This is a genomic window from Kitasatospora sp. NPDC093558 (assembly GCF_040683475.1).
Lineage (GTDB): Bacteria > Actinomycetota > Actinomycetes > Streptomycetales > Streptomycetaceae > Kitasatospora.
Window position 1 is genome coordinate 23,682 of record NZ_JBFBDY010000017.1, and the last position, 14,374, is coordinate 38,055.

General features: G+C 68.3%; 4 protein-coding genes. 3 read left to right on the top strand and 1 reads right to left on the bottom strand.

What is annotated here, in order from left to right:
- Window positions 1-177 precede the first annotated feature (177 nt).
- Window positions 178-3,984, bottom strand: coding sequence for a ricin-type beta-trefoil lectin domain protein (locus tag AB0O00_RS03965; protein ID WP_363648509.1), 3,807 nt, complete (start codon window positions 3,982-3,984; stop codon window positions 178-180).
- A 599-nt stretch (window positions 3,985-4,583) separates the two neighbouring features.
- Between AB0O00_RS03965 and AB0O00_RS03970 the strand changes: the two genes are divergently transcribed.
- The 3 genes from AB0O00_RS03970 to AB0O00_RS03980 form a co-directional block, all read left to right on the top strand.
- A complete protein-coding gene (locus AB0O00_RS03970; RefSeq protein ID WP_363648510.1) occupies window positions 4,584-12,254 on the top strand; it encodes a ricin-type beta-trefoil lectin domain protein in 7,671 nt (2,556 codons plus the stop codon).
- A 186-nt stretch (window positions 12,255-12,440) separates the two neighbouring features.
- Window positions 12,441-12,971 carry a YrhB domain-containing protein gene (locus AB0O00_RS03975; RefSeq protein WP_363648511.1) on the top strand — a complete coding sequence of 177 codons (531 nt, stop codon included), beginning with the start codon at window positions 12,441-12,443 and terminating at the stop codon, window positions 12,969-12,971.
- 252 nt (window positions 12,972-13,223) lie between these two features.
- Window positions 13,224-14,374, top strand: a 1,151-nt coding sequence (locus tag AB0O00_RS03980) for a transposase (protein WP_363648512.1), incomplete at its 3' end; no start/stop codon positions are given.

Below are 14,374 nucleotides of genomic sequence, written 5' to 3' on the forward strand. Positions count from 1 at the left end.
GGGTCGCGGGTGATGCCGCCTTGCGCGCAGCACGGCGGAGTATCGCCGGCACATCGAGGGTCCTGGGGCAACAGCGACTGCACCTTAGCCGGCGGCACGCTCTGCGTACTGGCATGTGGGACGGGCCCGCGGCACTGGGTGTGTCGCGGGCCCGGTGGGCTGGGGCAGGGGTGGTGGTCAGGCGGTGTTGAGGGACATGGCCCAGCGCTGGTTGGCGTGTCCGCTGGCACAGTCCCAAATGTCCGGGTTGGTGCCGTTGGCATCGTTCCAGTTGGGGAGTTCGATGCAGCGCTTGGCGGTGGGGTTGTAGAGCGTTCCGTCGGCCCCGAGGGTCCAGACCTGGCCGGTTGTGCCGTTGCAGTCGAGGATGACGATCGGCGTTCCGTTGGCGGTGCCGTTGTCCTTGGTGGAGACGCAGCGTCCGTTGGTGCGCAGGGTGCCGTCGCCGGCGAAGGTGAACTTCTGGCTGGCGCCGTTCCAGCAGTTGTAGAGGGTCAGGTTGGCTCCGTTGGCTCCGCCCCAGTTGTCCAGGCACCGGTTGGGGTTCTGGACGGAACTGATGCTGTAGCTGGTGGGGTTCGGGGCGGGCATGGTGCGGGGAGCGCCGAAAGCGGGGAGCCCGGCGACCGGTGCAGTCCCGAGGTACTGCGTGAAGGTGCCGTTGGTGTCGACCGTGATCAGGTCGGGGTTGCCGTCACCGTTGATGTCACCCGGCGAGTCGACGGTCGGGTAGGCCGTCGCGCTCGCCCCGATCGGCAGGATCGCCCGGGCGGTCGGGCTGGTCCACTGCTGGCTCACGTTGTTGTTCAGGCAGTCCCAGAGGATCAGGTGGTTGCCGGGGTCGTTCTTTCCGCCGGGGACGGCGAGGCAGCGGCCGGACTGGGGGTTCTGAAGGGTGCCGGGGTAGGGGCCGTCGGTCCACTTCTGGTTGCCTGCGTTGTTGCAGTCCCAGAGCTCGATGGTGCTTCCGTTGTAGGTGGTGCCGCCGGTGACGTCGAGACACTTGCCGAGGACATGCAGGGTGCCGTCGGTGCCGCGGGTGAGGGCCTGGCCGTTACCGCCGTTGCAGTTCCACAGCTGGGCGACGGTACCGTTGTCAGTGTGGCCGAAGTTGATGTCGGCGCACATGTTCGCGCCGGTGGTGTCGGTGACGGCGGATGCGAGTGCCCGGCGGGTCGGTGCGTGAAGGGACTTCGCCATGGGAACGCCGTCGGCGGTGAGAGGCAGTGGGAAGGTGCTGACGGCTCCGGTGACGCTGTCGCGCACCCAGAGCGCCGGGCTGTTTCCGATCACCCCGGGAGACAGGAGCGTGAAGCCGCTCCAGTCCTCATTGTCGGCTCCGAGCTCGATCCCGGTGCCGAGGCTGCATCCGGCGACCGGATTGCCGGAGTACCAGCGCAGGTGACCCAGCTCGACGGTGATCAGGTTGGGCCGGCTCTGGCTTGTGGGCGTTGCGCTGAGCGCGGTCAGCTGGGTGATGTTGTTCCAGGTGCTGTCGACGCCCTTGGCGCAGCCGTCATTGTTGCCGATCTGGACGATGCCGGGACGGATGCTGAAGTGTCCGGGCTGGCCGCCGTTGATGGCGTCGTTCTTGTAGATGAAGAGTTGCTTGGTGTTCTTGTTGTAGGCGAACAGGTCGTCGACGCTGTTGGCGGTGAGTGAACCGCGGTGGGCGATCAGGTAGTTGTTCCAGCTGTCCCCGCCCGGGTTGTCGGCCCTGGGGGTCTGGAGCTTGGTGGAGGCCGTGCCCGGGGTGGAGGTAAAGTCGCTGTTGCCCGGCAGCAGGGTCAGTGAGCCGTCGGAGGCGGGGACAAGGTAGTCGGGGGTGCCGTCGCCGTCGACGTCGCCGGCGACGACCTTGGTTGCGGGGTTCCAGGGGGCGTAGAAGTCGTACGTGGAGGCGGCGGGCTGGGTGTTGCCCGCGGTGTCGACGGCGCGGACGTAGAGGCGGTGGGTGCCCCACTGGTCCGGGTTGAGGTTGATGCTGATATCGGCGTGCGCCGTGCCGTTGCCGTCCTGGATGGCCTGGACGGGCGGGTTGGTGAACGTGGCGTTGTCGTCAAGGGAGTACTGGAACACGCTGACACCGCTCGCGAGGCAGCTGCCGCGGGTACAGCCGGCGGGCGTCGGGTCGGTGCTGGTCACCCGGATCGTGGTGTTCTTGTCCCCGGCGTGGCCGGTGGGCTTGAGACCGCTTCCGATCGGCGGAAAGACCGTCGAGGGGGCGATGTATGCCTGGGTGGGCGGGGTGAGGTCGACGTTGAAGTAGCAGAACGCGGTGCCGGGGCTGGTCATCAGGCCGTCGCTGGTCGATGCGTCCCAGCCGTACTGGTGGCCGTCCGCGAGCGTGAAGCCGATGTTGGCGTTGCCCCAGCCCGAGCCGTTGATGGTCTGGCTGGACGGCCAGCTCACGGTGGCGGGGCTCCCGGCGGAGTCGGCGGTCATGTTGTCCCACATGTGGAAGCCGACCGTGACGTTGGTGCCGGGCATGGAGGTGGAGCCCCATGCGTGCAGGGTGACGTCGGAGGCGCCGTTGCCGAGCGGCACGGTCCGGCCGATCCACCCCGGCTGGCCGGTGCCGCACGCGGCCCCACCGGGGTTGGTCGAGTCGGGCGTGGTGTACATGGAGTCGGGGGTCTTCGGCGGCACGTCGTACGTGGCGATGACGTACGGGTTGGTGCCGAACCGCATGAAGTTGTTGTTGCTGAGCGAGTTGGTCTCGTCGCCGAACAGGCCGACGGTCCACACGGTGATGCCTGCCGAAGCGACCGAGCGCATCGCGCCGGTGACGTCGAACGGGACGGTCTGCCAGCCGCACGGGCTGCCCGCGCCTAGGGGCGATTTGGTGTCGATGTCCTGGTAGACGGACGGCTGGCTGTTCCAGTCGGTGCCGGAGCCGATGGCGTCGCGCATCCACTTGAGGGTGACGGGTGCCTGGATGGTGCAGTCCCCGCGGGAGGCGTAGGTCTCGGTGACGTACATCTTCGCGTCGTTGATGTACATCTGGGGCGTGACGGCGCTGGTGTTGAGCTCGAAGAACGCGCGTTCCATGCCGTAGCAGTTGGTCTTGTAGTGCTGGAAACCGGCGCCCTGGCCGTTGTCCTGTGCGACGTCGTACTGGGGGATGTCGGCGCAGCCCTGCATGACCTCGGCGTAGTGGTTGGTGCCCATGGTCGGGGCCGGCTGGAACGTCGGGTCAATGTACAGCGGCCAGACGGTGTCCTTGCCGCCGAGCAGGTCGGCGTCGGGCGTCAGCGTGACGTAGCCGTCCGCAGCGGCTACGGCGATCGGCTTGACGTGCGCGTCACGGCCCGGTCCGGTGGTCGAAGAGCCGGCATCACCTGCTGCTGCGGTGGGGGCACCTGGCGCGGGGGTGTCAACAGCTGAGGCGAAGACCGCCATCGTGGTCCGGGCCGCCGGGGCCGGGGCGGCGGAGGCGGAGTCCCACATCACCGGCGCAGGCGCACGAAAGGCCGGTGTGCCGTCAGGGGTGGCGGCGGTGAGGTTGCCGTGCGCGTCTGCTGAGACGGTCAGGTTCGGGGAGCTGGTGCCGAGCTGGAACGACTTCAGCGCAGGGTTGGCGGCGGCGTTGGCGTTCTTGACTACCAGGATCTCGCGGACCGCGCCCTGGTCGGTGACGTCGACCCGCAGGTCGACTCCGGGCAGGACTTCCGCATAGGTCGCAGCGCTGGTGGCTATCGTCGGCGCGGGCAGCTTGGCGGGGAAGGTCAGCGAAAGGCTGCGGCCGCTTCGGTCGGTGAGCGTGGCCAGAGGACCAGTGCCGCCGCCGGAGAGTGCGACGCCAGAGGGCGTGGCGGCCGGCGAGTAGCTCCCGTCCGCATTGCGGGTCAGGGAGGCGTCGACTGCGGTCCAGGTGCCGGCCTTCTTCACCCGGGCGGGCTGAACGTGGGTGGTCACGGTGAGCTTGCCATCAGGGTTGACCACGGTGAGCGAGGTCTCGGTGGTCAGCTCGTCGATGGTCACCGGCTTTCCGGTGTCTTTCGCCTTCAGGCGGGCAGCCTGGACCGGTCCTGGAGCGGGTTCGACGGGCCTGGGTATCGCTGCGCCGGAGCCCGGAGGGATGGCGAACGGACGGTCGTCAGCGACCGCGACACCGGGCGCGGTCAGAACGAGGCCGAGGGCACACGCGGCCGCCAGACGTCTGACCAGGTGCCGCCGCTGTCGCGGCGTGGAAAAGGGTTCCCCCATGGGATGTCAATCACTTTCACGGCAGGGCTCGAACCCGCACACCAGGCCTGTGCAATGCGTCACATTAGCTGGTGCGCGAGGCGGCCTTTGTCCAATTGTGGTGCGTTTTACCGATTGATCGTCAGCTGACTTGAACTCACGCCGACCGTCGGTCGCAGCCGAACGCTATTGCGTGGCCCGGTCTGCTGACAATACGGTTCCCGCCGTCATGCTGGGCGACTTGTGACCGCCCATCCACGCAGGTCACAGGCTCATTACGATCGATACGAGCAGGGATGCGCATGCATTCGATTTCGAGATGGACGGCCGGTTGGCCACCGGGGGGAGGAGGAAGGCGGCGAAACATATCGACCGTTGTCACCCTCACCGTAGCCATGGCTCTGGTGATTCCGGTGGTGGGGCAAAACGCTCCGCTCGACCGCGCGTACGCGGCCGATCAGGTAAAGGAGAAGCTCCCTCAACTCCCGCACGTCGGAGGACACAACGCTGAAGGCAACGGCGGACCGCAGACGTTGCCGCACCCGGCCGGATCCCGCGAACTGACGCCGCACCGCGGCGACGCGGTGAGCTGGCCGCCGTCCGCAACGGTCTCCGTCGACCTCTCCAGGGCAAACGCCGCCCCGGACGTCCGTACGGACAGCCTCCCCGGTACCCAGATGCGGGCCGGTACGACTCCCGTCCTGGTGGCCGCGGCGCAGCCCGGCCAGGTTAGTGAGAAGGCCAAGGCTGCCATCGGTGCGGCTCCGGCCGGCCCGCCGGCCAAGGTCGAGGTCAAGGTTGCCGACCGGGCACAGACCGAGAAGGCGAACGTCAACGGTCTGCTGGTCGGGCTTCAGCGGACGGACGGCGAACGGGCCGCAGCGAGCCTGAGCATCTCGCTGGACTACGGCGCGGTCGCCGACGCCTTCGGCGGAGGCTGGGCCTCCCGCCTGCACTTGGTGGCGATGCCCGCGTGCGCGCTGACCACGCCTCAGCGGGCCGAGTGCCGGGCCCAGCAGCCGCTGGAGTCGGCTGTAGACCCTGTCTCCCGGAGGATCACCGGGACCATCGCTATTCCGGGCGACGCGCTCGCGGCAGTCGTGCCGGCCACCGCCGGTGAGATGCCCGCGACGAGGCTCGATTCCGTCCAGTCTGCGGATTCCGGCGGCATGGCGGTCGCGGCCGTCTCCGACGCGAGTGGCTCGCAGGGCTCCTACACGGCGACCGACCTGTCCGCGTCCGGATCGTGGTCCCAGAGCGCCTCCGGAGCCTTCACCTACAGCTACCCGATCACCACGCCGCCGTCGTTGGCCGGTACCGCCCCCGGCGTGGGGCTGTCCTACAACTCGCAGTCGGTCGACGGCGAGACCTCGGCCCGCAACTCCCAGGCCTCTTGGATCGGCGACGGCTGGTCCTACAGCCCCGGCTTCATCGAGCGCTCCTACAAGTCCTGCCGGAACGCCGGCATCGACAAGTCCGGCGACGAGTGCTGGGCCGGATGGAACGCCACGCTGTCCCTCGGTTCCCGCTCCGGGGAACTGGTACGCGACGGCGACGGTCTCTACCACCTCCAGAACGACGACGGCACCCGCATCGAGCGGCTGACCGGTGCGGCGAACGGGCTGTGGCAGGGCGAGTACTTCAAGGTCACCACGCCCGACGGCACGGCCTACTACTTCGGTCTCGACCACGCCCCCGGCACAACTGCGGACGCGGCGACCAACAGTGCCTGGTCCGTCCCGGTCTACCACCCGAACAGCGGCGATCCGTGCAATAGCGCCGCTGGCAAGGGCTCCCAGTGCGACCAGCAGCCGGGCTGGCGCTGGAACCTCGACTTCGTCGTCGACCCCCACGGCAACCTCCAGCGCTACGACTGGGCGGGTGAGGCCAACCGCTACGCCATGGGCCGCGGCCAGGCCGCGAGCTCGGGCGGGACGGGCTTCCTCACCCCCTACACCCGCAGCGGATACCTGACCCGGATCTCCTACGGTTATCAGCTGGCCGACGCGCTGGCCGCCCGGGAGCCGTCCGCCCGCGTGAGCTTCGACACCGCCGAGCGGTGCGTGGTCTCCGACACCGTCTGCAAGGCGGAGAACCTGTCGGTGGCCACGGCGTCGAACTGGCCGGACGTCCCGTTCGATCTGGGATGCCAGGACGGGTGGCCCACCAGCGGCACCGGCACCGGCGTCTGCCAGATCGGTGCGCCCACCTTCTGGTCGACCAAGCGCCTCAGCGCCATCCGCACCGAACTGCGGACGCAGAGCGGCTGGCAGAACGTCGACCGCTACGACCTCACGCACCTGTTCTCGGATGCCGGCGGCACCTATGACCCGGTGACCGGGAAGACGCCGGACAAGCAGAACGTCGGTTCCCTGCAGTCGGTCATGTGGCTGTCCCAGATCCGGCACACTGCCCAGGACACCTCTGCGGGCGGCAGCGGCCAGATCGCGCTCGACCCGGTCGTCTTCGCCGGAACCGAGCTCGACAACCGCGTGGACGGCTCCGACGTGGCGGCGCCGCCGCTGTACCGGCCACGCATCATCGGGGTCAGCACCGAGTCGGGCACGTCGATCGCCGTCACGTACCGCGATCCGGAGTGCTCGCGCACAAAGCACATCATGCCGGCGTCGCCGGACAGCAACACCATGGCCTGCTACCCGGTCTACTGGGGCCCGACGGGTACCGGCACGCCGGTGGCCGACTGGTTCCACAAGACCCTGGTCTCCAAGGTCACCGTCTCGGACACCACCAAGGCGAACTCCCCGCCCCGTGAGACGGACTACACCTACGGCGGCGGCGCGGCCTGGCACCGCGACGACTCCGACCTGACCGACGACCAGTACCGCACCTGGAACAACTTCCACGGCTACCGCACCGTCACCACCACCACCGGCACCAGCCCCGACGTAGTCGGCCAGACCGTCGTCACCTACTTCCAGGGCATGGACGGGGACTACAAGGCCGACAACACGCAACGCGTGAGCCGGCCGAAGAACTCGCTCGGCGAGGACACCGCCGACAGCCCCTGGCTGGCCGGCGGCGCGCAGGAGTCCGCCACCTACACCCAGGCCGGCGGCACCATCATTGCCAAGCAGCTCAACGATGCTCCCGCCACCGCCACGACCGCCACCAGGTCCCGTACAGCGTGGAGCTCCAAGCAGGGGGCCACGCTATCGACGCTTCCTCCCCTGGCGGCCTACCGATCGAAGTCGACGAGCACCCGGTCCAGCACCCTGCTCTCCGACCAGACGACCTGGCGGACCGGCAAGACCACCACGACCCTCGACGCCCTGGGACGGGTCAACCAGACCGACTCGCAGCCGGACGTGACCACTTCGGCCGACCGGACCTGCACGACCACCACCTACGCGGCGCCCCCGGCGGGCAACCCGATGATGCTCGCGTATCCGAGCAACACCCTGACCGTCGCCGGCCCCTGCGGGACCGCAGCCTCGGCAACGACAACGATCAGCGACCGCAGGGTGATCTACGACGGAAGCACCGACCCGAACAACCCCGGCACGCCGGGCGTACTCGGGCAGAACGGCACGACGGCCGGGTACGTCACCGCGACGCAGTCCATCAAGGCCTACGACGCGCAAGGCAACGCCGGCTACCAGACCCTGGTCGCCAAGGCCTACGACGGCTACGGACGCATCGTCCGCAGCGTCGACAGCGCCGGCGCCGTCAACCTCACCGCCTACGCCCCGGCTACCGGCACCCTGCCGACCGACATCTCCACCACCAACCCACTGGGCTGGACGGCGAACAGCACCGTGGCACCGGCGCGCAGTCTGGCAATCCGGGCGACCGACGCCAACGGGCGGACCACGGACTCGGTCTACGACGCCCTCGGCCGCCGTACCTCAGTGTGGCTTCCCGGACACAGCAAGGACGCCGGCGCCAAGGCGGACCGGACGTTCAGCTACGAACTGCACGGCGTCGACCAGACCCCGCCGACCCCGCAGAACCCGCACCCGAGCGCCAATCCCCCGAGCGTCGTCACCAACACGCAGTTGGAAAGCGGCGGTTACACCACCTCGGTGACCATCTACGACGGCTTCCTGCAGCCTCGTCAGACCCAGTCCACTCCGGCCAACGGGGGCAACGGCCGTGTCCTGACGCACGTGCGCTACGACAGTCTGGGGCGGGCGACCAAGTCGACGGCCGCCTGGTCCGACCCCACCACCGATCCCGGCGCCACGCTGTTCGAGGAGAAGGACACCGACGCCCCCTCCCAGACCCGTTACCTGTACGACGGCACCGGCCGGACCACCGCCAGCCTGCTGTTCGCCAAGGGCACCCAGCTCTGGCAGACCGTCACCGCCTACCCCGGCGCTGACCGAACCGACACCACCCCGCCCAGCGGCGGCACCCCCCGCACGGTCTACACCGACGCCCTCGGCCGCACCACCGCCTCCGTCCTGCACGGCGGCAGCGGCACCGGAGACGTCACCACCCGCTACACATACGACCCCCGCGGCAAGCTCGCCACGCTCGCGGACAACGCCGGAAACACCTGGAGCTACACCTACGACGTCCAGGGCAACCGGATCTCGCAGAGCGACCCGGACGCCGGCACCAGCACGACCGCCTATGACGACCTCGGGCGCGTGACCACCACGACCGACGGTACGGGCAAGCAACTCTCCTTCACCTACGACCTGCTCGACCGCGTCACCGGACGCTACGACGGCGCCAACACCGCCGACCCGTCCAAGCTGCTGGCCTCCTTCGCCTACGACACCCTCGCCAAGGGCTACCCGACCTCCAGCACCCGCTACGTCGGCGGTGCTGCGGGCAACGCGTACGTGCAGAAGGTCAACGGCTACAACACCCGCTACCAGCCCACCTCCACGACCACCACGATCCCGGCCACCGAGGGCAAGCTCGCGGGCGACTACACCCTGAGCGACCACTACACGGACAACATCGGCCTGTTCGCCGGCTTCGACTACAACGCCGACGGCGGCCTTCCCGCCGAGATGCTCGGCTACGGCCGAGACCTCCAGGGCGAAGTCGTCGGGTCCGGCACCACCAGCACCGCGCTCCTCCAGCAGGCCAACTACAACGCTCTCGGCCAGCTCCTGCTGTCCCAGTACGGCGACCGCGGCTCGCTGCTGCGCACCGCCCGTACCTACGACGACATCACGGGCCGGCTCACCACGAGCAGTGTTGCTTTCCAGCCGACCGACGCGAACCCGATCTCGTTCACCACCTATGGCTACGACCAAGTCGGCAACCTCACCAGCGCATCGGAGCTCCAGTCCTCCGGCAGCACCGACCAGGCCACCGACACCCAGTGCTTCCGCTACGACGGCCTCAACCGTCTGACGGAGGCGTGGACCGACACCTGGGGCGTCTCCGCCCCGAGCGCCGGGCAGGTCTCCCGGTGCAACAACACCAGCCCGACCCCTGTCGCCATGGGTGGCCCGGCCCCCTACTGGCAGTCCTACCAGTACAACCAGCTGGGCGACCGGACCCAGCAGATCCGTCACGACGTCACCGGCGACACCGCCCGCGACATCACCCAGACCAGCACGTACCAGGGCGACGGCCGTACTCCGGCCGCCAGGGCCAACGCCCTCACCGCGGTCACCACTCGTACCGGGGCGCCCACCAGCACGCTCACGTCGGCCATGGCCGGCACGGGCGGTTCCCAGCTGTGCATGGACGTCTGGGGAGCGCGCACCGCAGACGGCACCGTCATCGAGACGTGGACCTGCAACGGCGGCGCGTCCCAGAAGTGGACCCGCCCAGGGGACGGGACACTGCGATCCCTCGGGAAGTGCGCCCGCCCGGTCGGCGGCAATGCAGGCCCCGGGGTGAAGATCGAGCTGGCGACCTGCGATGGCAGCGACAGCCAGAAGTGGCAGGACGGCGCCAACGGGGCGCTCGTCCACGCGGTGTCCACCCTCTGCCTGGACCTCCCCGGGTGGAACCAGAACCCGGGCACCCAGCTCGGCCTCTGGTCCTGCACCGGCGGCGCGAACCAGCAGTGGCCCGCCACCGTCAACCCGCCGACCGGCCCGAGCTATACCAGCACCCTGACGCCGCAGTACGACGCCGGAGGCAACACCACCTCACGGACCGCCACCAGCACGACCACCATGCCCTCCGGGGTCGCGACCGGCTCGACGCCGCTGTGCCTCGACGTCACCGGCGGCCGCACCGCCAACGGCACCGCCGTCGAGACCTGGACGTGCAACAACGGAACCGGTCAGACCTGGACCGTCGGCACCGACGGCACCGTCCGTTCCATGGGCGCGTGCCTGCGTCCGGCTGGCGGAACCACCGCGCTCAGCACCCAGATCGAGATCTGGGCGTGTGACGGCAGCGACAGCCAGCAGTGGCGCGTCGGCGCCAACGGCGCGCTGGTGAACAAGGCGTCGGGCCTGTGCATCGACATCCCCTGGGGCAGCACCACACAGGGCACCCGTGTCGCGCTGTGGACCTGCAACCAGGGTCCGAACCAGACCTGGGCCCCCGGCGGAAGCAAGCCGGCCGCCGGAGCGACGCAGACCTTCGCCTACAACAGCGAAGGACTCACCCAGAGCGTCACCACGCCGAACGGGACCACCAGCAGCACGTCGACGTACCTGTACGACGCCTCCGGAGGCCTGCTCCTGCAGCGCGGTCCCGACGGCACCACCCTGTACCTCTACGGAGGCAGCGAACAGCTCAACCTGTCCGCCGACGGGACCACCGTCACCGGCAAGCGGTACTACGCCCAGCCGGACGGCACCGTCGTGGTCCGCTCCAGCAACGGAACACAGACCTACGAGTTCACCAACCCACAAAGCACATCCACCCTCCAGGTCGACGCCGCGACCAAGACGATCACCCGCAGGTCCTTCGACCCGTACGGCAACCCCCGCGGCGCGATGCCCACCGGGTGGGCGGACAACCGCGGCTACCTCGGCCAACCCGTCGACGCGAACAGCGGCCTCAACCTCCTGGGCGCCCGCAACTACGACTCCGCCCTGGGCCGCTTCCTGACCGTCGACCCCGTCCTGGAGGCCGGCGACCCCAACCAGATGGGCGGCTACACCTACGGCGCCGACAACCCCGTCTCCAAGAGCGACCCCGACGGCCTCTGCGTCTGCGACGCCCCGCCCGTCCTGCACTGCAACACGGACGACTGCCGCAAGGCCCTAGTGGGCACCATCGTGCTCGGCGTCCCTCTGATTGCCTCCGCCGGCTGCACGATCTACAGCCTGACACTCTTCACCCCCGAATGCGCGACTGCCGGAGAAGCTCTCTTCGTAGGACTCTGCGGACTGGCCGGCGGTGACTGCCCAGGCAGCGAACACATCGCACCCGGCCCGGGCCGCCCGAGCGGCTGGGACGGGGACCTCGCGGAAATCGGGGCAGAAAAGACCGCAGCCGCAGAAGCCCGTGCCGGGAGGCAATCCGCCGCCCGCCGCACAGAGCAGGAGGCAGCCGAAGCAGCCGCAGCCGAAGTCCACATCCCCGACCCCGGCGGCGTCCCGGCCAGTGATAAGCAGCGCATGCCCAGGGGCGCGCGCACATCGGACGCGCCAGCGACGCCGACAGCCGATCATTCTGGTCCTGCGGGCGGCGCTGGTGGGGCAGCAAGTCGCCGCTGGTGGGACGCTGACGAACGAACGACGTTGAATGGTGACACCTACCTTGTCCCCTCGACGCCTGGCCTCAGGGAGCGAATAAACCCAGGCTGCGGCACCCAAAACTGCGGGCCTGTTTCTGTAGCCACTGACCAAATACTGGCAGGAAAGAACCCTCCCCCGGCACCCGCTGCAGATAATGTGCTTTTTGATTTCCAGGTTCAGGACCTCGCCGGCTCAAGTCAACCATTCATCCAGAAGGGCGGCCTGTCTGGAATCGTGAGCGACATGCAGCGTTGGGGAGACGGAGCTCGCGCGATCGTCCTCGGTGCACCCACGGCGGCAGCACAGAAAAGAGGTGTGCCGGGTCATTTCTTCAATGTAATCAACAGTAATGGCGCAGTCGTATTCCTTGATGCACAAACCGGCCGCGCATCCCCTGAGGGCTGGCGCTACTACTACATAATGCGGACCAACTAGATCCGGTGATCTCCGGTCGGCCGCCCCGAATCACCGACCGGGCGGCCGACCGGAAATCTTGGTTTCAAGATTTGAAGAATTTCACCTGCTGCGCCATCTGGTCCTGCGATTGGCCAATGCAGTAGAATCACGCAAGATAGGGCCGCTTGGCGCGGCTCGAGCCCTCCAGCAGAGCCGGAGCCAACAGTGAATATAACCAAGGAGCAAGCCGCCAAGCTCGTCGAGGCCCTGCTGGCCAGGCGGCAGAGCGACGAGGCAACCCCGGATCTCGCCATTATCGGAGTTAATGAGACGACCGTCGGATGGGTAGTGGCCTGGCAGTCTGCAGAATACAAGCGCGACCCAGGTCCCCGCAAAATGCTCGTTGGTGGGGGCCCGTACCTCGTTGACGGCGAAGACGGGAGCATCTTCGAGATTCCGGGGGAGACCTTCCGGACTGCAGACTGGCAAGGAATTTACCGACAGCAGTTCAAGGGATATCGCCCTCCCGACCCCGTCCTGGAATCGGTTCTGGCGACTCTTCGATCGGATGGCCAATTCGCGGCAATTCGACTGGTGCGAAAAAGTGTACCATCCTTCAGCATTTCCGAAGCGAAGGCATATGTTTCAGCTGTTCAAAATGTTGGAACCCCCCCAGGAGAACTAGTTCAGCGGACTCGGGTAGTTGATCCCTGTCCCCCCCTGCCGATCCGCAGGATTTCTGGCCCTGCAATTTGATGGATCTTGTTTAATTTTGGCCAGAGATGGGCTGGCGATGACTGAAGTACCGCTGTTCCTCGGCCAGCTCACGTGATGCGACGAGAATCCCAACGATCTCGGCCCCCGGGGCTGGGCTTGAATCTGTAAGCTTGACTCTGTCGGGGATCTTGGAGTTTCCCGGTGTGCCCGCCTGATGAGCGGGCATGCTCGGGCTGATCGAAGACCGTGTAGTTGTCGAGGTGTCAGTTGTCGCTCCGCCCCCGTTTCGGTGTGCAAGTCCCTTCTCTGACCGCGCAGATCGCGCGGGCGAGCAACCCGGGCGGCACGACCGCGATGTGGGTGAGAGACCGGCTCGACGGGCTGTGGTGCGACGAGGACTTCGCCGGTTGGTACCCCCGCGACGGACGCCCCGGTCTCTCGCCCGCCCAGCTGGCCACCGTCTGCGTGCTGCAGTTCCTGCTCGGCCTGTCGGACCGGCAAGCGGCGGAAGCGGTCCGCTGCCGTATCGACTTCAAGTACGCCCTGGCCATGGAACTGGACGATCCCGGCTTCCACCACAGCGTGCTGGCCGACTTCCGCGAGCGCCTGGCCCAGGACGACCGTGCCGACCGCCTCCTCGATCTGGCCCTCGCACGCCTGAAGGAGGCCGGACTCGTACGCGAGCGCACCACTCAGCGCACCGACTCCACCCACGTCCTGGCCGCGGTGCGCGACCTGACCCGGCTGGAACTGGTCACCGAGGCGGTCCGTGCCGCACTGGAGGAAGTGGCCCGCACCGCCTCGCACCTGCTGACCGGGCTGGTTGACGAGGACTGGGGGCGCCGCTACGGCCGCCCGGTCCGCCTGGGCAAGAACCCCACCCGGCCCAAGACCAGGATCCTCGCCGCCGGCGATGACGCCTGCCGCCTGCTGGAGCACCTCCACCAGCACGGACTGGGCTACCGGCCCGGCCCGCAGGCCGAGGCCCTGCGGCAGATTCTCGTGCAGCACTACTACCGCGACGCCGCAGGCCGCTTGCGCTGGCGCACCGCCGACGACGACGGCCTGCCTCCCTCCTCGGCGGCGATCGTCTCCCCCTACGACACCACGGCGCGCTACGTCCGCCACGGACACATCATCAGCTGGAAGGGCTTCGCCGCGCATGTCACCGAGACGTGTGCCCCCGACAGCACCAACGTGATCACGGACGTGGCCACCACCTCGGCCGCCACGAACGACGGCCAGGCCCTGCCCGCCATCCACACCCGCCTGGCACGCCGCGAACTGCTGCCCGCCGAGCACCTGGTCGACGGCGGCTACACCTCCCTGGTCCACCTGGAGCGAGCTGCCCGCGAACACCAGGTCACCGTCAGCGGGCCCCTGCCGGGCAACCCCACCCGCCAGCACCGCAGAAGGGAGGGCTTCGACCGGGACGACTTCCA

Bases quoted from the DNA above. Each gene is read 5' to 3' on its own strand.
- AB0O00_RS03970 (WP_363648510.1), top strand. From the start codon at position 4,584: ATGGCTCTGGTGATTCCGGTGGTGGGGCAAAACGCTCCGCTCGACCGC.